This window comes from Arthrobacter sp. TmtSoilC51, assembly GCF_055388015.1.
The window spans coordinates 2,449,783-2,468,665 of the sequence record NZ_AP035877.1 but is presented as its reverse complement, the minus strand read 5'-3'; the positions used below and the strand labels follow the sequence as shown (position 1 = coordinate 2,468,665).

General features: G+C 60.5%; 18 protein-coding genes and 1 pseudogene. 9 read left to right on the top strand and 10 right to left on the bottom strand.

Annotation, left to right across the window (positions count from 1 at the left end; all coding sequences use genetic code 11):
- Positions 1–65: 65 nt before the first annotated feature.
- The 6 genes from ACZ5G6_RS11275 to ACZ5G6_RS11250 form a co-directional block, all read right to left on the bottom strand.
- Positions 66–1,268 (bottom strand): MFS transporter, encoded by a 1,203-nt coding sequence (locus ACZ5G6_RS11275; RefSeq protein WP_498691841.1) that lies wholly within the window; start codon positions 1,266–1,268, stop codon positions 66–68.
- 124 nt (positions 1,269–1,392) lie between these two features.
- Complete coding sequence (locus tag ACZ5G6_RS11270; protein ID WP_498691594.1) at positions 1,393–2,385, bottom strand: Gfo/Idh/MocA family protein; 993 nt, start codon at positions 2,383–2,385, stop codon at positions 1,393–1,395.
- Positions 2,385–3,284 carry a sugar phosphate isomerase/epimerase family protein gene (locus tag ACZ5G6_RS11265; protein ID WP_498691592.1) on the bottom strand — a complete coding sequence of 300 codons (900 nt, stop codon included), beginning with the start codon at positions 3,282–3,284 and terminating at the stop codon, positions 2,385–2,387. The genes ACZ5G6_RS11270 and ACZ5G6_RS11265 overlap by 1 nt, the downstream gene beginning before the upstream one ends.
- 4 nt (positions 3,285–3,288) lie before the next feature.
- Complete coding sequence (locus tag ACZ5G6_RS11260; RefSeq protein WP_223937446.1) at positions 3,289–3,855, bottom strand: VOC family protein; 567 nt, start codon at positions 3,853–3,855, stop codon at positions 3,289–3,291.
- Positions 3,852–4,847, bottom strand: coding sequence for a LacI family DNA-binding transcriptional regulator (locus ACZ5G6_RS11255; protein ID WP_223937445.1), 996 nt, complete (start codon positions 4,845–4,847; stop codon positions 3,852–3,854). Before ACZ5G6_RS11255 ends, ACZ5G6_RS11260 begins: the two co-directional genes overlap by 4 nt.
- Positions 4,840–5,826 carry a Gfo/Idh/MocA family protein gene (locus ACZ5G6_RS11250; RefSeq protein ID WP_498691587.1) on the bottom strand — a complete coding sequence of 329 codons (987 nt, stop codon included), beginning with the start codon at positions 5,824–5,826 and terminating at the stop codon, positions 4,840–4,842. The genes ACZ5G6_RS11255 and ACZ5G6_RS11250 overlap by 8 nt, the downstream gene beginning before the upstream one ends.
- Before the next feature lie 139 nt (positions 5,827–5,965).
- Here ACZ5G6_RS11250 and ACZ5G6_RS11245 point away from each other — a divergent pair, with 139 nt between their 5' ends.
- The 6 genes from ACZ5G6_RS11245 to ACZ5G6_RS11220 all read left to right on the top strand — a co-directional run bounded on the left by ACZ5G6_RS11245 (position 5,966) and on the right by ACZ5G6_RS11220 (position 11,677).
- A complete protein-coding gene (locus ACZ5G6_RS11245) occupies positions 5,966–6,613 on the top strand; it encodes a bifunctional 4-hydroxy-2-oxoglutarate aldolase/2-dehydro-3-deoxy-phosphogluconate aldolase (RefSeq protein WP_223937443.1) in 648 nt (215 codons plus the stop codon).
- A complete protein-coding gene (locus ACZ5G6_RS11240; protein ID WP_498691586.1) occupies positions 6,613–7,155 on the top strand; it encodes a P-loop nucleotide/nucleoside kinase family protein in 543 nt (180 codons plus the stop codon). Before ACZ5G6_RS11245 ends, ACZ5G6_RS11240 begins: the two co-directional genes overlap by 1 nt.
- A 312-nt stretch (positions 7,156–7,467) precedes the next feature.
- On the top strand, positions 7,468–8,886 hold the full coding sequence (locus tag ACZ5G6_RS11235) for an MFS transporter (protein ID WP_498691584.1): 1,419 nt from the start codon (positions 7,468–7,470) through the stop codon (positions 8,884–8,886).
- 115 nt (positions 8,887–9,001) lie between these two features.
- Positions 9,002–9,814 (top strand): sugar phosphate isomerase/epimerase family protein, encoded by an 813-nt coding sequence (locus ACZ5G6_RS11230; RefSeq protein WP_498691840.1) that lies wholly within the window; start codon positions 9,002–9,004, stop codon positions 9,812–9,814.
- A 112-nt stretch (positions 9,815–9,926) separates the two neighbouring features.
- The gene (locus tag ACZ5G6_RS11225) at positions 9,927–10,715 is read left to right on the top strand and encodes an SDR family NAD(P)-dependent oxidoreductase (protein ID WP_223937440.1); all 789 of its coding nucleotides are present in this window, start codon (positions 9,927–9,929) and stop codon (positions 10,713–10,715) included.
- Positions 10,716–11,527: 812 nt separating this feature from the next.
- A complete protein-coding gene (locus tag ACZ5G6_RS11220) occupies positions 11,528–11,677 on the top strand; it encodes a hypothetical protein (protein WP_498691582.1) in 150 nt (49 codons plus the stop codon).
- Between the two features lie 5 nt (positions 11,678–11,682).
- Here the strand turns inward: ACZ5G6_RS11220 and ACZ5G6_RS11215 are convergent, their stop codons facing one another.
- The gene (locus ACZ5G6_RS11215; protein WP_223937438.1) at positions 11,683–11,982 is read right to left on the bottom strand and encodes a DUF4193 domain-containing protein; all 300 of its coding nucleotides are present in this window, start codon (positions 11,980–11,982) and stop codon (positions 11,683–11,685) included.
- 699 nt (positions 11,983–12,681) lie between these two features.
- Between ACZ5G6_RS11215 and ACZ5G6_RS11210 the strand changes: the two genes are divergently transcribed.
- Positions 12,682–12,807: a hypothetical protein gene (locus ACZ5G6_RS11210; RefSeq protein ID WP_498691579.1), complete on the top strand. Its 126-nt coding sequence runs from the start codon at positions 12,682–12,684 to the stop codon at positions 12,805–12,807.
- 243 nt (positions 12,808–13,050) lie between these two features.
- Positions 13,051–13,251: a hypothetical protein gene (locus tag ACZ5G6_RS11205; RefSeq protein WP_498691578.1), complete on the top strand. Its 201-nt coding sequence runs from the start codon at positions 13,051–13,053 to the stop codon at positions 13,249–13,251.
- A gap of 162 nt (positions 13,252–13,413) precedes the next feature.
- On the opposite strand, the gene ACZ5G6_RS11200 is transcribed toward ACZ5G6_RS11205, so the two are convergent.
- A complete protein-coding gene (locus ACZ5G6_RS11200) occupies positions 13,414–13,953 on the bottom strand; it encodes a GH32 C-terminal domain-containing protein (RefSeq protein ID WP_498691838.1) in 540 nt (179 codons plus the stop codon).
- A gap of 24 nt (positions 13,954–13,977) precedes the next feature.
- Positions 13,978–14,837, bottom strand: a pseudogene (locus ACZ5G6_RS11195) (glycoside hydrolase family 32 protein); the annotation flags it as partial.
- Positions 14,838–15,629: 792 nt separating this feature from the next.
- Between ACZ5G6_RS11195 and ACZ5G6_RS11190 the strand changes: the two are divergent.
- On the top strand, positions 15,630–18,233 hold the full coding sequence (locus tag ACZ5G6_RS11190) for a GH32 C-terminal domain-containing protein (RefSeq protein ID WP_498691836.1): 2,604 nt from the start codon (positions 15,630–15,632) through the stop codon (positions 18,231–18,233).
- 335 nt (positions 18,234–18,568) lie between these two features.
- Here ACZ5G6_RS11190 and ACZ5G6_RS11185 read toward each other — a convergent pair whose 3' ends face one another.
- Positions 18,569–18,862, bottom strand: a complete 294-nt coding sequence (locus ACZ5G6_RS11185) for a putative quinol monooxygenase (RefSeq protein WP_223937434.1) — start codon at positions 18,860–18,862, stop codon at positions 18,569–18,571.
- Between the last annotated feature and the right edge of the window lie 21 nt (positions 18,863–18,883).

Below are 18,883 nucleotides of genomic sequence, written 5' to 3'. Positions count from 1 at the left end.
CTTTGAGTTGATTCGGAAATCAATGAATCGGTTGCTTGGAACGGCGGCACCAAACTGTGGTGTCTTCAAGAAGGGGTGTCAAGGAAGTTGTTTTGTTCGGTCCCTGCCTGGAACCGACCTTGGTCTTCAAGCATGCGTGGCTTGTTGACCATGATGGCCCCTGCCACAAGCACCAGGAGCCAGACACCGAGCATGCCGAACGAGGGAAGCCATCCATCCCCGGGAGTGTGCAGGAGCGCGAAAAGGAACGGGCCGACGCTTGCGAGGGCATAGCCGGTTCCTTGGGAAAACGCGGACAGACTTCCTGAACCGGACTGCGTTCGTGTTCGCTTATTGATCATGATGAATGCAAAGGAATAGGCGCCCTGGCCCAGTCCGGCAGTGATGACCCAGAACGCTGCCGAAGCTGGCGGCGCCAACATGATTCCGCCGTAGCCTAAGGCGAAAGCTACGACAAACAGGACGGCAACAGGTAGTGGCCGGGACATTCTTACAACAACCATGGGCACAATCAGAGCGACCGGCAGAGCAAGAATTGAATAGAGCGCCAGCATGGATCCGGCAGTTTCCTGGCTCATTCCTCTGTCAACGAGGACAGCCGGGAGCCAAGTGAGCGCCGCAAAAGTATTGCTGGAACAACCAGCAAAAACCAATGCCGTGCCCCAGCCGATTGCTGATCGCCACGGTCTGACCCCGTTCGCAGAAGGCAACTGCATACCCTCCGCTGCATGGTTCCCGGAGCGGGCAACGGTCCGTCTGGCCACAAGAAGAATCAGCCACGGGACCGCAGCCAACGCGCTGAGGGCAGCCCAAATACCGATGGAGAACCGCCAGCCATAAAGAGCCCCCAAGGGAATGGCGAATTGGGCGGCCACTGCCGTGCTGACACCCAGGAGTGTGACGTGGATCGCTGCGAGAAGCCCGATTCTGTCTGGAAAGTACTTCGCCAGGAGAGGTGGAGCCACGACATTGACCAGACCAATCCCGAGCATGGCGACGCAGGTGAACGCCAAGAATGCCAGGACATTCCATCCCACTGCGCGGCCTAGCTGACCCAATGTTGTTAGCAGGATCGCTATCACCAGGAGGTGTTCCAGCTGGAGGCGCCGCAGGAGCGGCAGCGCAAGGAAGCCCACCACTGCAAAGCTGGCGGTCGGCAGCATTCCGAGAATTCCTGTGGTCAGGGCGTCAAAGGGAAGGTCTGTGCCTATTCGGCCCAGGAGCGGAGACGCCGCCGAAACCGCTTCCCGAGCGCTAAAGGCAACCAGCAGGATGCCTGCAAGCGCGGTGAAACGCCCACGAAGTGGCCGCTTCCCCGCTCCGAAGGCTTTTGGTGCATCCCTACGCGCACGAAGGAGAGCGATGGTGACACCTCCTTACGTGAGTAAAGATTCAGCTTGCGTTGACTGCGTGGCTCGCCCATTCGCGCCCGGTTTGCTCCTCTGTGGGCAGGCCGGCCGCGGCGAGGATCTGGTCCAGTAGGCGCTGGGTGCGTACTGCTTCGCGGCCTGAAGTCAGCGGCTGGGCCCTGTCGGCCACCCGGTCCAGGAAATGGTGAACGGCGGCTGAGAATCCGAGAGTGTCTGTCGCAGTAGCCCAGCCGTACGCTTCGGCGCTGAGTTCCCGTGAGGTAGTGACGCCGTTGATGGTGGTGGAAACTGTCTCGGGCGCCCTGACTTCGACGGTCTTCCCGTCACCGTAGGCGTCCAGTTTCTCGTTCCATGCTCCCGCTGTTCGGGCTGCCATCAGGACGCCGGTGTTACCGGTGCTGAAGCGGATGGTCGCTGCGATTCCGTCTTCTTCCCAAGGATCTTCACCAGCAGCGTGGGCGGCCACGTGCTCAGGTTCGCCCCCGCAGTACCAGCGCAGGAGATCGACCATGTGGATGGCGTTCTCGAACGTTGCACGGTATTCGGATCCAGGGCGGTTCTTCTGGGCAACGCAGAAGGTGGCGCCTTTGTCGCCAAAAGCCTCCCGGCCGGCCGTGTAGACGGGTGCATAGCGCCGGTTGAAGTCAACCATGAGTATCCGTCCCCGCTCGTCGGCGAGGTCTGCCAGATGTTCTGCCTCATCTGTCGCTGGGGCAAGCGGTTTCTCGCAGAACACGTCCACGTCGTGTTTGAGGCAAAGCTCGACGGCGTGCGCGTGCTCTGAACGCGGGGTGAGTACGAAGACGGCATCCAGTTCCTGCGCGGCCAGCATCTCCTCCACTGTCTTGTAGGCGGCGTTGAAGCCCCAGCGGCGGACCAGGCTGCTCGGATCTTCGCGCCGGGAAACCAGGGCAGCCAACTCGACGTCGTCCCGTTGGACGAGGGTGGGCAGTTGCGCGATGGTGGCGATGTTGCCGGCGCCGATAACTCCGACACGGAGGCGATTGGTGTTCATCAGGCGTTCCTTACTTGGGCCAAATCAGTGAGCATTGAGCGCAGGACTGCGACGGATTCCCGGAATCCATCCTCGGGGGTGGGGAGATCTTGCGGGTGCCAGCGGTATTCGAGTTCGATGCTCAGTACATCGTCGTAGCCGTGCTTCAGCAGTGCGGCGAGAATCGGGGACCACGGTACAACGCCGCTTCCGACCACACGTGACCGGACTGCACGCTCTGAGGCGTTGACCCTGGCCGTCTCCGAGGCTCGGAAGGTCGCCGTCGGGTCGGTGAAGACAAGGTCCTTGACGTGGACGTGGCCGATCAGGTCACCTTGGACAGCGAAGGCTTCTTCGTAGCTTTCGTCGTGCGTGAAGGTCAGGTTGGCCTGGTCGTAGAGCACGCGGACGGACGGCTGGGCAATTTCCCGGACGAGTGCCGCGGTGTCCGCTGCGGTCTGGGTCATCGTGCCGAAGTGGTTCTCCACGCAAAGGCGGACGCCAGCTTGATGTGCTTCGGGTGCGAGGGTCTCCAAGGCTTTGCGCAACTGCCCCCACCGCGCAGCGTGGTCGGTGTCTGCGGGGTGCCAGGAACCGGCATAGACACGGACCCGGTCAGCGCCGAGCAGTTGTGCGGTATCTATGGCTCCACGGAATTCGTCGACGGCTTTGCGCCATTCGGCATCGTCCAGTGAGTTGATGGCGGTGGTGTAGGGCGTCAGGCCCACGATGGGTATGCCTTCGCCTTCGGCCGCTTTGAGTGCTTCCATCGCGGAGTGCCGGTCCCCTAAGGGCAAGCCGGACTTGTAGTCGTCCTGGTAGATGACTTCTGCCGCTTCGAGCCCTGCTGCCTGGAAGAGACTCAGTGCTTGGGGAACCGTGTGGTTCGGGGTGCCAAGTGTGTGACCCGCTAGCCGCATTGTTCTATGTCCTTTCTGAAGTGTTTGGAGATGCTGTCCAGTCCGAGGGACCGACCAGCCGGGGCGGGGCCGGGACGCGGGATCGATCCACGATCTCCATCAGCAGGCCCCAGGGGGTTATGAAATAGGTCCAACGGTTGCCGGCTACGCGCGGGCTATCGCCAGCGACTTCCTTGCGTTCACCGAGCACACGAACCCCAGGCGTTTCCTTCAGCACGGCGATGGCGTCATCGACGTCGTCCACGACGAAGCACAGATGGTGCCCTCCAGCGTCGCAATGCCTCGGTGGTGTCTCCCGCCGCTCAGCGCTGCTCCACTCGAAAAGTTCGATATTGAGATTCGGTGGCAGGCGCAGCATGGCAAGTGTGAGCTTGGCATCTGCAGGGACTTCGAAGTTCGTGGGCATGAATTCTTCGTCTGGCCCGCGTTCGGAGCGGTATAGCTCTTCAGCTCCGAGGACGTCGACGAAGAAGCGAATGCCTTCTTCGAGGTTTGGAACTGTCAAGCCGACGTGGTCCGTGTGCTGGAGGCCCGGCAGAGGCCGGAGCCTCTGCTCCTGCGCGCCGCTCATTTGCGCGGCCCGGAAGTGGAGCCACGGACCAGAAGCTCAGGTTCGAGGACGATATGGTCCACCGACCCGTCCAGATTCTGTTTTTCGGCCAGTTCGATGGCGATGTGTCCCATGTCAGCGATGGGCTGGCGGACCGTTGTCAGTGGTGGGTTGAAGCGGGCACCGAGAGCCAGACCATCGAAGCCGACCACCGAGACGTCGTCCGGCACCCGTAGGCCGCTGCTGCCCAGTGCCGAGATCACGGCAAAAGCCACCATGTCGTTGGCCGCGATGATAGCTGTTGGCGGGTTGTCCATTTCCAGGAAATGCTCCGCACCGCGCGTGCCCGCATCAAGGTCTGACCCGCTGTCGAGCACTACAGGAGTGCTTCCGCTTTGGGCGGTGAGCTCCAGATAGGCGTCCATCCGGTCCTGGGCCGTGTGTGTCCCGGCGATACCGGATACGTATCCGATCGAGGTATGCCCCAGGGAATGCAGATGATCCAACGCCAGCATGATTCCTTTGCGGCTGTCGACGGTAACCGTTGGAACGGAGTCGTCGCCTTCCACGCGGTCAATCACCACCACCTTGTGGCCGAAGGCGAAACGCTTCAGCGCCTCGGTGTCCACCTTTGTGGAGGGTGCCACAATCCCGAACGGGGCATACATCGCCTGCATGGCCGTGAAGTATCCGTCGGATTTGGCAGGGTCGCCGTTGGTGACGCAAAGCATGAGCTGGTAGCCGCGCTCGTCAGCTGCTTGTGTCATCGTCTTGGCAAGTTCCGCGAAGAACGGGTTCGTAATGTCAGGGACGATCAGAGGGATGATGGTGCTGGTCTTTCGACGGAGCGCCTGCGCCAACGGACTCATGGTGTAGCCAAGTCCCTCGGCGACCCGAAGGATATGCTCGCGCGTTTCACTTTTCACAGCCTCAGGGCGCGAGAACGCCCGGGAGACCGTTGACCGATGGACACCAGCGGCTTTTGCGACGACGTCGATACTCAAGTCAGGCATGTTCTCTTCCTCCGTGCTGATCGTCATAGGCCCGCCAAATGGGGCGCATGACATCTTCGAGCTGGGCCAGCGTTGTCAGGCCCTGGAATCCATCTTCCAGCGTCCGGGCGACACTTCGGACAAACGGATCGTAGAGTGGGTCGCTATCGACATTGATCTTGTCGACTTCCGTGGTGCCGTCCGTTGACGTGAAAGTAGCTGTGCCGTCGGAATCAACGGCGGCGAATCCCGCTTCGCCGACCGATGTGAAGCTGCAGTACCGCTTCAGCGGCGAGCCCGGGAATGCGTAGCCGACTTCCACGATGGTTTCGCGGCCCTCGGGCGTGGTGAGGATAAGGCTCGCGTGATCCTCAATATCTTGGCCGTGAAGGACTGTTGAGAGCCGGGATTGCACCTGCAGCTCTGATTCGCCGGTGCCCCTTAGAAACAGGTCAACAAAATGTGGGGCTAGGTTGGCCAGGCAGCCTCCCCCAGCCCTGGAAGGATCGAGCATCCAGGGATTGGCATTGTGGAGGTACCGGGATGGCGGACCAGCAATGAACGAGGACCGTTGATAACTTGGCCGGCCTGCCTTGGCGAGCCATTGGTCCGTCGGGCCGCCACGCTGCACCAAGGGCACAGTGGCCGGTACGCCTGCTGCTTCGGCGGCTTGGCGCACGGTGGCTAGCTCTCCAAGGGAGGTGCCCAATGGCTTTTCCACTACGAAAGGAATACCCCGCTCGATCAGGGCCATGCACTTTTCTGCCATACCCTCGTGGGGACCAAACACATAGGCGAGTCCGACGTCGGGCAAATCCAGCAGTTTCTGCCAGTCAGCTTCAACCGGCGCTCCCCAGCCGTTTGCCAGTTTCTGCACCTGCACACGGGAGACATCATCGTCGCCTACTGCGATCATGTCGTGTTCTTCGGCCATGGCCTGTGCGCAGAGTGGAACATGCCAATGGGAAGCACCAAGAATGATTGTTCGTACTTTAGTCAACCGCAATACCCCCTTGTATGAGATCGGTTGCTGAGATCGGTTGCAATAACACTATGGATGGTGGGAGAGTTTGTCAACGAAACATCAATAGAGCCGGGGTTGGCTGGAGCAAAAGAGCCACCCGGCCAGAGAGGCCATCATGAATAAAAAACTTCGTACCCTGCAGACCATCGATGAGTCCGGGGCTGTCCTTATCGTGCGACTTGAGAGCGCCGAGGTTGCCGAGAAGGTCGCGGAGGCTGCCATCGAGGGGGGCTTCCGGGCATTGGAGATCACCCTGTCGATACCCGGGGCCGTTGAGGTGATCCGGCGCCTGGCCGCAAAACATGGACCCCGCGGCGTGGCGGTCGGTGCAGGAACGGTTCTTGACGAGCACTCCGCGTACGAGTGCATCCGCGCTGGCGCCGAGTTCCTCGTCAGCCCCCAGTTGAACCCCGCGATGATCCGGACCGCGAACCGCTATCAGGTGCCAACCATCAGCGGAGCCTTCACACCCACGGAATTCGTTGAGTCCGCCGAGGCAGGTGCTGACATCCTCAAGCTCTTCCCCACCGAGGCCGGCGGGGTGGCCTATGCGAAGGCAGTGCTGGCACCTCTGGCGCACCTGCCGATCATGCCCGCAGGTGGCGTCACACTGGAAAATGTTGGCGAGTGGTTCGCCGCAGGCGTAGCAGGTGTCGGCGTGGGCAGCTACGTTACCAAGGCATGGCAGCCTGACGGGGACTTCACCCGCGTCACCGAAGCAGCCCGAGCCTTCCTCGCAGCAGTAGCAGAGGCCCGCGGATAATGTCTCCCCAGGTCTTCATCGTCATTGGACCAGCCGGCTCAGGGAAAACAACCATCGCTCAACAAACGGCTGAGAAGCATCAAGCGGCTTACCTTGACAAGGACCGGGTGAGCGGCCGCTTCGTCGAATTCGCACTGACCGCCACGGGGCATGACCCAACCGACCGCGAGTCAAACGATTACTATCGTGCCAATCTGCTGCCCCTTGAGTACGAGACCCTCATGGATGTGGCAGGAGTAAACCTGCGCCTCGGCCGCTCCGTAGTCCTCGATGCCCCCTTCGGGGCCTATTTTGGCGATCCGGACTACCTGACCCGTGCGGTAAATGACTTCCACTGGCCCTCTCCCGAGATCACCGTGATACGAGTCCGGGTGCCGCAAGACGTCCTGCGTTCGCGACTCATCCGGCGTGCTTTGGAGCGCGACAACTGGAAACTCGCACACTGGGATGACTACTGGGCCACCTACGGCCGCCTGGAATGCACCTGGTCCGGCGTGCAGTTTCAGGACTTCGACAACGAGGCACCGCTTTCCCTCGATTGATGCAGCCTCGCGACGGGCCGTGAGTGGCGTTGGCATGGGACGAAGCGTCTCTACTGCACATTGACAAAGATCACATTCCATCCGTATCGTTGAATGCAACCGATCTCAGCAACCGATCTCATTCGGAGCCTGGAGGTTTGTGAAAGCTTTCTTCGCTTATTAGCAAGCAGCGCCGCCCGCCCCGCACCGGCCGCCTCCCCTGGCATTTCGTCATCCGGTCGGACGCATTTACAGGCGGCCCTGTCCCGCACACCAGGTGCCCAGATCCAGCACTATAACCACAGCGCTAAACGTGAAAACATGGAGAGTTCAATGAAGACCTCAAAAGAAGCAGTCGGCAGTCCCGACACTTCGGGGCGTCCCGAAACGTCCAAACATCCGCGCCGCACCCTGAACCTGATTGCAGGCACGATCGGCCACTTCGTCGAGTGGTACGACTGGTACATCTATGGGCTGCTCGCAGCGGTATTCTCGTCGCAGATATTCCCCAGCGACTCCCCGTTCGCCTCCCTGATCGCCGCACTCCTGACATATGCCGTTGGGTTTGTTGTTCGGCCTCTTAGCGGCATCATCATCTCGCCACTGGCTGATCGTTTTGGACGGCGGCTCATCCTGACTCTATCCGTCTCCGGGATGGCGCTCGGCTCACTCATCATCGGCCTCACACCATCATTTGCGAGTATCGGCTATGCGGCACCCGTCCTCTTCCTGGTTGCCCGCGTCATCCAGGGCATTTCGGCCGGCAGCGAGGGCCAAAGTGCCATCGCGTTCATGGTCGAACACGCTCCAGCGAACAGGCGAGGCTTGTTCGGTTCCTTCACCAACATGGCAAGTGGCCTTGCAACCCTGGCAGCTACGGGCGCCGCAGCGATGGTGACGTCATCGTTCTCCACCGCCGATCTCGCCGCATGGGGATGGCGCATCCCCTTCGTTGTGGGCGGCTTCCTCGGCATTGTCGGCCTGATCCTGAGGGCCCGGGCTGAAGAAACCCCCGAATTCGAAGCAGAAGCCCTGGTCGACCAGAAGTCCGCTGCGGCACGCCTGATGGACCTGCTTCGCGAGCACCCGAAGGCCCTGCTTCAGGCAGCTGCACTCTCCGCACCAGCCGTGGCCTACTACACCTGGGCCACCTTCCTTCCCACGTACGCCAAACTCACCAGCGGCCGGGACCTCTCGTCCACACTCGCCGGAAGCGTTATCGGGCTGGCCCTGCTGGTGATTATCGTGCCGACATGCGGCGCACTCTCTGATCGACTCGGCCGGCGCAAAATCTTCCCAATCATCGGCGCCATCGGCATGATCGTTCTCTTCTACCCATTGCTCCTGCTCCTCAACCAGCCGGGCTTCTGGGTATACGTCCTGGTCTCGGCCTCCGGGTGGGTAGTTCTCGGCATCTGGCAGTCGGTCTATCCGACCATCCAGGCCGAACTGTTCCCGGCCTCCGTCCGGGTATCAGGCATCGGCTTCGCGCATCAGATCGTGATTGCCGTCTTTGGTGGAACCGCACCTCTGATCGCTGCCGCATTTGTCGGAGCCGGCCAGCCGATGCTCGTCGCTGTCTACATGATCGTCGTCGTCGCATTGTGCCTCGTCGTGTACTTCACGCTGCCGGAGACCGGCAACCGCGGTGACCGTTCCACCGTGGCACTCGCAGACCCTGAGGTACTCGAAGGCGAAAAGTTGGTTTCGGGCACGACGTCGATGGTCGACGTCTCCCGGCACTCCAAATAGACGGTCGGCTCGGAGCTGCGGCAGCTCGGCTGCAGCTCAAGATTAATAGCGCGTTATGAAGGTAAGCCTTTTCTCCATGGCGCGGAATTGAGAGGACTTCTCCTACGTGAACAGCATGATTATCAATACGTTTTCATATCTTTGGTCAGCGACGGCGATCGATGCGATAGCCGAACTTGTCGACAACGGCTACAAAACGTTCGAAGTTCCAGTCAGTTCCCCGCACTGCTGGCCGGATGAGCTACCGCCCTCCGAACGCACAGCAATCCAAGACAGGCTCAGCCGGTACGGCGCGAAAATACGGTCCTTGAACGCCGGCGGATATGACATCAACCTGGCCAGCCCCGGGGCCAGCATGCGCCGCAAAAGTATTGATCACATCAAGTCGGTCATCGACTTGGCGGCCGCATGGGACGTACCCGAGGTTGTGATCTCCCCCGGCACCCGCCGTCCTATGATCTCGCCGTCGCTCGAAAGCGTCCACGGATGGATGTATGAAAGCCTGGAAAGTCTCATCCCGGTGGCCAAGCAGGCCGGCACACGATTGCTCTTCGAAAACACCCCGTACTGCTTCACTCCCACAATTCAGGACTTGGCAGGTGTCGTCAGCACGATCAACGACAATTCTGTCAAGATCGTCTACGACGTCGCCAACGCCGCTTACATCGGAGAAGATCCCGTCGCTAGTCTGCGGGAGCATCACCAGGCCATCGGACTGGTGCACATTTCCGACACCGGCGTGGACACTTGGGGTCACGACCCCATCGGCACGGGAGTCATCAACTGGAATGGGCTGGGCGACGCCGTCAAGGACACGTGCGGCGTCGGGAACGTCGTTCTGGAGATCATCCGTGAGGACAATCCGGTCCACGAATTTGCGAAAGCAATGCAGGACCTCAAGAACCACGGATGGGAACTGGAGAGCTAACTCCTCACGCCGAAAACCAGGCTCCACCAAGAATTTATCTAAGCATGGAAGAAACCAGCATTGTTGAGGTCTAATTTTCAATGCGAAACAACCTGAAAAAGGAGTTTGTGTAATGAGGGCTTTGGTCAGTGGCGGAAGCAGCGGAATCGGCGCAGCAGCCTCCCTGAGACTCGCGGAGGCAGCCCTTGCGCGCGGGGAGCAGCCAATGATTGCAGTCTGCGGACACGAATCAAACAGCAGCCAAGAGCAGGTCGTTCGTTCAATCCAGGCTATGGGAGGCACCGCCATCGCACTGGCAGGTGATCTCGGCGACCCCAACGTGCCGAGCCAGCTGGTCAAAGCTGCAGTTGCAGAATTCGGTGGCCTGGACGCGTTGGTAGCCAACGCCGGAATCGCCAACCCGGGACCCATATGCGACGTCTCACTTGAAGACTGGGACGCAATGTTCTCCGTCAACCTGCGCGGCCCATGGCTTCTCGCCAAAGCAAGCTACCAGCACCTGAAGGACAGCCACGGCGCCGCCTGCTTCACCTCGTCCATGTCCGGTCAACAACCACACGCGGGATCCGGCGCCTACAGCCCAAGCAAGGCCGCGCTGACAATGTTGGCCCAGACACTGGCATTGGAATGGGCACCCGAGGGCATCCGCGTCAATGTAGTCTCCCCCGGCATGACCCATACTCGGATGACCGAAAAAATGTATGAAGATCCGAAAATCAAGAAGGCACGGGAGGAAATTATTCCGCTCGCAAGAATAGGAGATCCGATGGACATCGCCAACGTGATCGAATTTCTCGTAAGCCCACTATCCGGCTATGTCACCGGTCAAGATATCTGCGTCGATGGCGGCTTCTCTAAGTCCATTCTTAGCCATATCCCCGGACGACCCAGCTCGAAATGACAGACCTGAAGGCCGGTCATGGGCCGCAGGGGCTACCTGCGGCCTATGACCTTCAGACGGCCGAATCGTCTCCAGAACAAAGATGGCACGCAATGAGGTGCCAAAGACTTATCCCGCCCAGACTGGTGACCGGCCACCTCGCGGGATACCAGCGTTCGCGAGGTGGCCGGCGGCGGAGCTTATTGATGGCCGTTCGAACTTCAGTTAGCGATACACGAGGAGGCACCTTGTATATGGCAAAAAGCATATTGGATGGCACGGAATGGACCGCAGGGCTTCTTCCGGAAGAGCAGAGAGCAACCCGCCAGGAATTGGCATGCCTTTCTTGTGACGGACGGGCCGTGTTCCGAGCGGGACAGCAGCGTCAGCCGTCGTTCGCAGCCCGACACCGGCAGGACTGCCGATTGGTTTCGAGGCCGTGGAGCGCCTTTAGATTCCTTGCAGAAGCAGGACGAGGTACTTAGCGTGCCGTACGCATGGTTCCGCAGATTGATCACCACACTTTGCCGGCCGTTTCGAGCACTGACGGCTTGTCATGGACACCATGACGAGTTTGAGCCTGGACTTGAGCAACTCCTATACGCCTAGATCAATTCAGCTTCGTTGCTCGGAGGCGGCAACAGCTCAGGGGCTGCCAAGCGGGTTGTCCCGGACTTCGGTGCCTACCGTCAGCGCGTCCGCCCTCCGCAGGGGGTCTGCACTCGCTGTTTGTCACTGTCCATGCGGCTAGTTGCTGACCTTACATAGGTGCTCATCACATGTGTGCATATCGGCTCTAGACGACCCCTCCATGGTGATAAGTCAAGCCATGAGTGTCTGGAGTTGGCGGAAATCTGGCGGGCGATGAGGCGTTTGAGGCAGTGGCGGACTTCCCTTGGGCTCCTGCCTTCTGCGGTGCGACGCTCGATGTAGGCACGGGTGGCGGCGTCTGTGCGGCTTCGGGTCCGGGCGACGACGTCTAGTTGTACTAACCCTCGCACTCAACGCAGTATGCGTGACCGTCTTTTTCGCGTGCGATCTGGGACCTGTGCCGGACCAGGAAACACGAGAAGCATGTGAACTCGTCGGCTGCCGCCGGAATCACCTGGACGATCAATTCTTCGGCGATGATCTCGCCGCCAGGGCCTTCCTGGTCCAGGCCATCAGCCTGGTCGAGCTCCAGAACAACACTGCGTGCATCGGGTGCGTTGGCTGACTTCAAGGCATCAAGCGAGCTCTCCTGGGATTCCTTGACGTCAGACCGCACCTCGTCGTAATCAGCTGCCACAGTCTTCGCTTCTCCCTCTTCCGTTCGGATCTTCGACTGCAACATACACAATGTCGCGAAAATTCCGCGAAGCCACAGAACGCGAACGCTCAGAGGACCAGGCTGATGTAATCCGCAGGCAACAGGGGTACATTCAGAATCACCACGACACGCAACAGATGTTCCGTCTGCACCGACGACCTTGGGTGGGGTCGCCTCGAATCCGGCACTTACTGCATGAGAACGAGACCCCATGAGACCCAACAGAATTGCGTCCTGCCCGTTCTTCGTCTTCGTCCTATTCTGCTCGGCGTGTTCGTCAACGCCCAAGGCAGGAGGTCCAATCCCCACGTCTCCTTCGCGTCCTACGCGCCATCGACTTCCGTGTCCCCGTCCGTAACTCCGACGCCAACGACTCCATCCGTTACGCCCTCAACCAAAACCGTCACCCCGCAGCCGAAAAGCTCTCCACCTGCAACCTCACCGGCCACCACGAAGCTCCCACAACAGCCGGCTACCCGGGAGGGACAGCAACTGAGATCCACAGGCAACACCGTGGCCACGATGGCTTCATTCTTGACGGTGATTGTGACTGACGTTGATAAGTTCTGGACAAAGGTCTGGTTTGGCGCGGGCAATCAGGCGCCCTAGGTGAACGTGACCTTTCCCGGCACGAACGAGTCGGTATTTACACCCTGCTCCAAGTCAGGCGTCGGTAGGATGACAACGTACGACGATGCCTTCTACTGCGATACCGACAACACCATCGTCATTTCCCGGATCATGGCAATAAAGATCTGGAATGGACAAGTCACTGCAAATACCGATGCTGACGCTCCTCGGTGACTACCACTTCCAGGATCCAGGGCACCACGGTACCCCGGATCAGAGGTCCAAGGCATTTATGGCCGGATATAATTCCGGCGTCCCCGCCAGCTGCGACCCTTGGTTGGTGAACAACTACTGAGTGAACCCCTGCGCACAGTGCCGGGAGCGGCAGCGCCTCCTGCACTGGATTCTTCGTATGACCCCAGTCACCGAAGCCGAAGCCGAAGCCGTGACCATGAAGCGGAGGGAGCCGCTGTCAGCGTGATGCCGGGCGCATTCGCCAGCTTCCAGGAATGGGAAGCGGCTCTGAGCCAGTACAGCACAGCGCAGGCTGGCTCCCCGCTCGGCACCGATGATGCAGCGCCCCATTACCCGGTGTCCCAGTTCGCTTACCCGAACGAGAGCAGCCTCACGGTACCCTCGGAGGCGAGGCTCACGTGCTCACGGCCCAAAGCCTTGTAAACGCGGGCCGTGAGCGGCGGACAGTTGGCGAAAATTCCGACGGCGGACCGGTCCGGCACGCCTCGACCGGCAGCCCGCGGACCAATCGACCGGGCCGGAGACCGACGTGGTTATACGGCGGTGCACCGTACTGGCTGAAGCAGGTGAAAGTTGGAGCGCACGCTATGGCGTGACCTTGAGCTCACGAATGGTCAGTGCCCGAAACGTGGCCGCCCCATCCTGGGCGTAGAGGCGGATGCCATTGTCTCCTTCAAGGGGGAACACCCGGTGTGAGTGCACCACGCGCCCATCTCCGACAAACATCTCGACGCTGGTGCAATCCACCAGGATGCGTAGCGTGAGTCGCCCGGTTGAGGGGTCCACCGGGGTTTGGGTTTCGCCCGCCGTAGGGTTGATGGTGGGGCAGCGATTGACGTAGGTGAATGGGCCACGCAGGTAGGCACCGGCGGCGACGTGCCTGCCTCCTCCTGGTGGGCGACATAGCTCAAGACCGAGATTGGCGGGTGGTGCGGCGGGGTCCCAGACGAGCTCGCAGGTCAGATCGTAGGCGTTCGAGCGGACATTAACGTCCTTTGTACCTGCTACCGCCACATCGCCCAGGCGGTGTGTGCGCGTCACGTGGTTTCCCAGCGCAGACGTGGGGGCGGAGGCGAGGTAATAGGCATCGTTTCCACGCTTGAGCTGAACATCGCGCACGATCATGTCGTCACCGTTGTAACCGTCAGTTGCCAGTGTTGGTGTGTTGTGGGGATAGTCCCAGAAATTTGCCCACCCGATCGCCCGCCGGAGAGTTGGGTCCACCGCACCCGATGCATCGTGATGTGGGTAGGTCACTGCGCCATAGAAATCGAAGCCGTAATCGAGCCATTCCGGCTCGGAACGGTCGGGCGTGAAGGAACTGCCGTCAAAAGCTCCAGTCCAGTAGGCATACGTCGCGGGCAGTCCGCGGCCCTTCCCGTTCGCGCTGGTGCCCAAGACCCAATGCGAGGTGCCGTCGTCGGCAGTCATCCGAAAGACGTCAGGGCACTCCAGAAGCCCCAAGTCGCTGCGAAAAAACTCGCCAACACGCTTCCAGGACCGCAGGTCCGGGGAAGCGTAGAAGCCCAGCTTTTGCCCCTCCGCATTGGCCATGAACCACCGGCCACGGTCCTCATCCCACATCACCTTGGGATCGCGGAAATCATGCACCCCCGGGTTGGGCAGTACCGGCACCACACCTCCGGGCTCAAAGGAGCGCCCCCGTCCGTGGAGTACCAGAGGTACTGCGCTTGTCGGCCTTCCGGCGCCTGGGTGACAAGAGCAATGACCGAACCCGCCCCGTAGCCCGCAGTATTTCCCTCATCAACCACCAGGCATCCGGACCAACAGTCACCGTTGTCGTTGCTGAACTTCGGTATCGCCACACCCCGGTCCCGGAACGCGACGTGATCAGTAGTGGTGGCACGGCGCCAGGACGTGCCGCCGCCGCCACTGATGTAGTCGGCGTTGTACAAGTAGTAGTAGTGGTACTCCCCGTCAAGGTAGATGGGTCGTTGGGGGTCGTTCTTCCAGTTGTCGGGCACACTGAAGTGATAGACCGGGCGCATCCGGGATGTTCCCTTCGAGAGTGAGCCGCCCGTTGCAGTGGCTTGGGTCATTGGCGTGGCTGCCGCGGCGGGCCCGGCCTGTCCTGACAGCGCAATCGAGCCGGCGAACGCAACCGCACTGCCTCCGGTGAGTAGTACACGACGCGAGACCGATGGTAATGCTTCCATGAGTTTCAGCTTCTTTCCGGGCAGCATCGGTGCTGCCACACAAGTGGGTTCTGATGATCTGTCCAACGAGGCCGTGTGTCAGGGCAACAGGCCCCGGGTAGTCCCAGGGACCCCGGCAGCCGTCCATGCGTAGAACGAGAGGAGACACACCGTAACTTTGGCGGTGACCGGCCTTACCTACTCCCCGCCCAGGGCCGGATGACGCGTGGCATGAGCGGCTTACCGCTGGCGACGATTTCGACGGCGGAATCTTGAATGCTGCGGGCTTTTCCCTGATCTGGCTGCTCGGTCAGGGTAACCAGCAGTAACGCGCGTTACTGGCCGAACATGTGACTGACATTACCCGCGTTACTTCGTATCCGTCAACAACCCCAGTTGGCTCGCATAGGGTCTGCCTAACTAAGTTCGTTGCGCGCCCGGGCTTGCGGCTGGGGTAATCGAGGTGACAACGATGTCTGAGTGCTCGAAATTCGATCGATGGACCCTTCAGGGCATAAGAAACCGTTGACTTGTCCGCTGGACTTGTCGTAGCTTACAGGCACTGACAACGTTGTCTACGTGGGGATGGGCACGCTCAATGAAGGGCGAGCAAGAAGAACAATGACTAAATTCAAGATCAGTAGGATGCGGGCAGCGACGTCTGCGTTGACATTGGCGGGACTGACGCTTTCGGGCGTCATGGCCGGTGTGGCGCCAGCCTCTGCGGCACCAGAGGTGGGAAGTGAGCAATATCGACCTGCCTACCACTACACGCCAGAGAAAAACTGGATGAACGATCCCAACGGGATGGTTTTCCACAAGGGTGTCTATCACTTGTTCTACCAGCACAACCCCTCCGGCAACACGTGGGGGAATATGTCGTGGGGCCATGCGACGTCGAAGGACCTGGTTCACTGGCAGGAGCAGCCCCTGGCCCTGTCCACCGATGCGCAGGAGGATGTGTTCTCCGGCAGCATCGTGGTTGACAAGGACAACACCACGGGATTCGGGACGAAGGAAAATCCCCCGCTGGTGGCCATCTACACCAGCGCCTACAAGGAAGCCTCCCCGCACCGCGGCCTGCAGGCCCAGTCTCTGGCCTACAGCCTGGATGATGGCCAGACTTGGACCAAGTACTCCGGCAATCCTGTGCTGAATCGCAATTCAGCCAATTTCCGCGACCCGAAGGTCTTCTGGTATGACAGCCCGTCCGGCGGTGGCTATTGGGTCATGACCGCAGTCGAATCGCAAGATCACAAGGTTGTCCTCTACAAGTCCGGCAACCTCAAGGACTGGACTGCCTTGAGCGAATTCGGGCCCGCGAACGCGACCGGCGGCCAGTGGGAATGCCCCGATTTGTTCCCGCTCGCGGTGGATGGGGATAAGAACAACATCAAGTGGGTCATGGTCGTGAACATCAACCCCGGCGGGGTCGCGGGAGGCTCGGGCGGCCAGTATTTCGTGGGTAACTTCGACGGCACCACGTTCACCTCCGAAACCACCGAACCAGCCACAGCGGCACCGGCTGGCACTGTCCTGGCCGGCTTCAACGACGGCACCTACAACGGCTGGACAGTAAACAACGAGCCGGGCAACTGGAAGAATGGCCCTTTCGGCGACGCTCCCGCGGCCGGTTCCCTGCCCGGTCAGAGCCCGGTGACCGGATTCGGCGGCTCAGGACTGATCAACTCATTTAACGACGGCGACTGGCCTCTGGGTTCCATGCAGTCACCAACCTTCACCGTGACCGAGGACTACCTGAACTTCCTTATCGGCGGCGGCAAGCACCCCCGCGTCTCCGACAAATTGGACAATACCCCGCCCGTAGGAGAGCTGAAGTTTGACGGCTTCGAGGTACCCGAAGGTACAACGCTGGCCGATGCCGGCTGGACCGGGACAGGAGACCTGACCCCCAATTTCCAGCCGGCCACTAGCGGTGGGGACTTTTACCTTGGCGCCAAACGAATCAACACGTTCGAAACCGGCACCGTACCCGGTGATGACCGTCAGGGTACCCTGACATCCCCCGAGTTCCCCATCACGAAGAACTTCATGAGCATGCTGGTCGGAGGCGGCAACCGCTCGGCGGACTCCGGTCAGACATTGGCCGTCCAACTACTCGTCAACGGCAACGTGGTCCGCTCCTTGGCGGGCGATAACGCCGGGGTGCTGAACTGGAAAGGCTGGGACGTTTCGGAATACGCGGGACAGAATGCACAGCTGCGGGTCGTTGACCAAGCTACCGGCGGGTGGGGACACCTGACCCTTGACCACGTCATGCTCACCGACACCGCCGCCGTTCCCAGGTCTGACGAAGAAACGGTGAACTTGGTAGTCAACGGACAGGTGGTCCGCACGGCCACCGGCAACGACAGCGAAACCCTGGATTGGGCATCGTGGAGTGTCAAGGAATTCGTTGGCCAGCAGGCACAAATCAAGGTTGTCGATAACAACAGGTTCGGCTGGGGGCATATACTCGCGGACGAGTTCACTGCAAGCTCCACAGCAGCGCAGTCCCGGCTGGAGTCCTATGACTGGCTGGACTACGGACGCGACTACTACGCGGCCGTTTCCTTCTCCAACATGCCCGACAACAAGCGGGTCATGCTGGGTTGGATGAATAACTGGGACTACGCCAACAACATCCCAACCAGCCCCTGGCGCAGCGCCATGTCACTGCCCCGGGAGGTGCAGCTGACCCAGACACCCTACGGACCACGCCTTACCCAAAGTGCAGTTAAGCAAGTGGACGACCTCGCGCAAAAGCCCAGCTACGCCGATAAGAAGGGCGGCGCTGTCGCGGCCGGAACAACGTCGCTGCCGGCGACGACTTCGGGCCAGGTCCAGCGCTTGGACATCACCTTCGCCCCCGGCACCGCGAAGAAGTCCGGCATCACCGTACTGGGCGACGGCAACTCCTCCACCATCATCGGCTACGACGCCACAACCGGAAAGATCTTCGTTGACCGCACAAAGTCCGGGAACACCACTTTCCACCCGGCATTCGCTTCCGTGGATGACGCCCCTGTCACCCTGGACAATAAGGGCAACATCACCCTGCGGATCTACCTCGACCACTCATCAGTAGAGGTGTTCACCGCCGACGGCCTGCGGACCATCACCGACCAGGTGTTCCCGAACGCCGGAGCGGACAAGATGGCGCTCTTCGCGGAAGGTGGAACAGCGCAGTTGAAGTCGTTGACCGTGACGCCGATGGAACAGTCCATGTTCCTTCCCGGAAAGAAGTAAGCTCCTGTGGGCCCCTGGCTGCATGCAGTCCGGGGACCCACAGCAGCCCACGATCGGCTACGCAGGAAACACCCGGGCAAGCTGGCGATGCCAATGTTGGCACCGTCCCAGTGATGCGCTCGTGCAGCCTGTCCGTCGGCGCCGAACCATCAAGGCTCGAAGGCAAGGACGGCGGCCGGCTTACGCCGGCCGCCGTCCTTTTCGCGTTTCTGTGCCGCATTGGGGAACTGTGGCTACCCCTGGAGGTGCGCGCAAGAGTGTGCCGAGTGTGTTTCGTTTGAAGGATGCCCGATTTAGCCGTTGCACGTGTCGCGACTGGGGAGGGCTGCATGGGGCTAGATCAGTGGCCTGAGCCAGGTGAGGACGGATCCGTCGCCTTCGATGTGTTGGGCAAGTTCGGTGTTGAACTTTTGGCCGTATTCCGCGCTGATGTGTTCCTGGAAGGCTTCCTCGTCGCGGTAGACCTCGAACACGAAATATTCCCGTGGATTGGTTTCGCGGGTGTAGGGCAGGAAGGTGACGTTGCCGGGTTCGTTGCGGACGTGTCCGGTGAGTTCTGCCATCATTTCAGCGACTCTGGTTTCGCTGCCTTCCTTGACGGTGAATTCTGCGTACAAGGTTTTGGTCATGTCCGGTCCTTTGGTCGGTTG

What these genes read in the sequence shown, in the direction of transcription:
- ACZ5G6_RS11270 (WP_498691594.1), bottom strand. Translation starts at nt 2,385, where the DNA reads ATGAACACCAATCGCCTCCGTGTCGGAGTTATCGGCGCCGGCAACATC.
- ACZ5G6_RS11265 (WP_498691592.1), bottom strand. Translation starts at nt 3,284, where the DNA reads ATGCGGCTAGCGGGTCACACACTTGGCACCCCGAACCACACGGTTCCC.
- ACZ5G6_RS11260 (WP_223937446.1), bottom strand. Translation starts at nt 3,855, where the DNA reads ATGAGCGGCGCGCAGGAGCAGAGGCTCCGGCCTCTGCCGGGCCTCCAG.
- ACZ5G6_RS11255 (WP_223937445.1), bottom strand. Translation starts at nt 4,847, where the DNA reads ATGCCTGACTTGAGTATCGACGTCGTCGCAAAAGCCGCTGGTGTCCAT.
- ACZ5G6_RS11245 (WP_223937443.1), top strand. Translation starts at nt 5,966, where the DNA reads ATGAATAAAAAACTTCGTACCCTGCAGACCATCGATGAGTCCGGGGCT.
- ACZ5G6_RS11240 (WP_498691586.1), top strand. Translation starts at nt 6,613, where the DNA reads ATGTCTCCCCAGGTCTTCATCGTCATTGGACCAGCCGGCTCAGGGAAA.
- ACZ5G6_RS11235 (WP_498691584.1), top strand. Translation starts at nt 7,468, where the DNA reads ATGAAGACCTCAAAAGAAGCAGTCGGCAGTCCCGACACTTCGGGGCGT.
- ACZ5G6_RS11230 (WP_498691840.1), top strand. Translation starts at nt 9,002, where the DNA reads ATGATTATCAATACGTTTTCATATCTTTGGTCAGCGACGGCGATCGAT.
- ACZ5G6_RS11225 (WP_223937440.1), top strand. Translation starts at nt 9,927, where the DNA reads ATGAGGGCTTTGGTCAGTGGCGGAAGCAGCGGAATCGGCGCAGCAGCC.
- ACZ5G6_RS11210 (WP_498691579.1), top strand. Translation starts at nt 12,682, where the DNA reads ATGACAACGTACGACGATGCCTTCTACTGCGATACCGACAACACCATC.
- ACZ5G6_RS11200 (WP_498691838.1), bottom strand. Translation starts at nt 13,953, where the DNA reads ATGATCGTGCGCGATGTTCAGCTCAAGCGTGGAAACGATGCCTATTAC.
- ACZ5G6_RS11190 (WP_498691836.1), top strand. Translation starts at nt 15,630, where the DNA reads ATGCGGGCAGCGACGTCTGCGTTGACATTGGCGGGACTGACGCTTTCG.
- ACZ5G6_RS11185 (WP_223937434.1), bottom strand. Translation starts at nt 18,862, where the DNA reads ATGACCAAAACCTTGTACGCAGAATTCACCGTCAAGGAAGGCAGCGAA.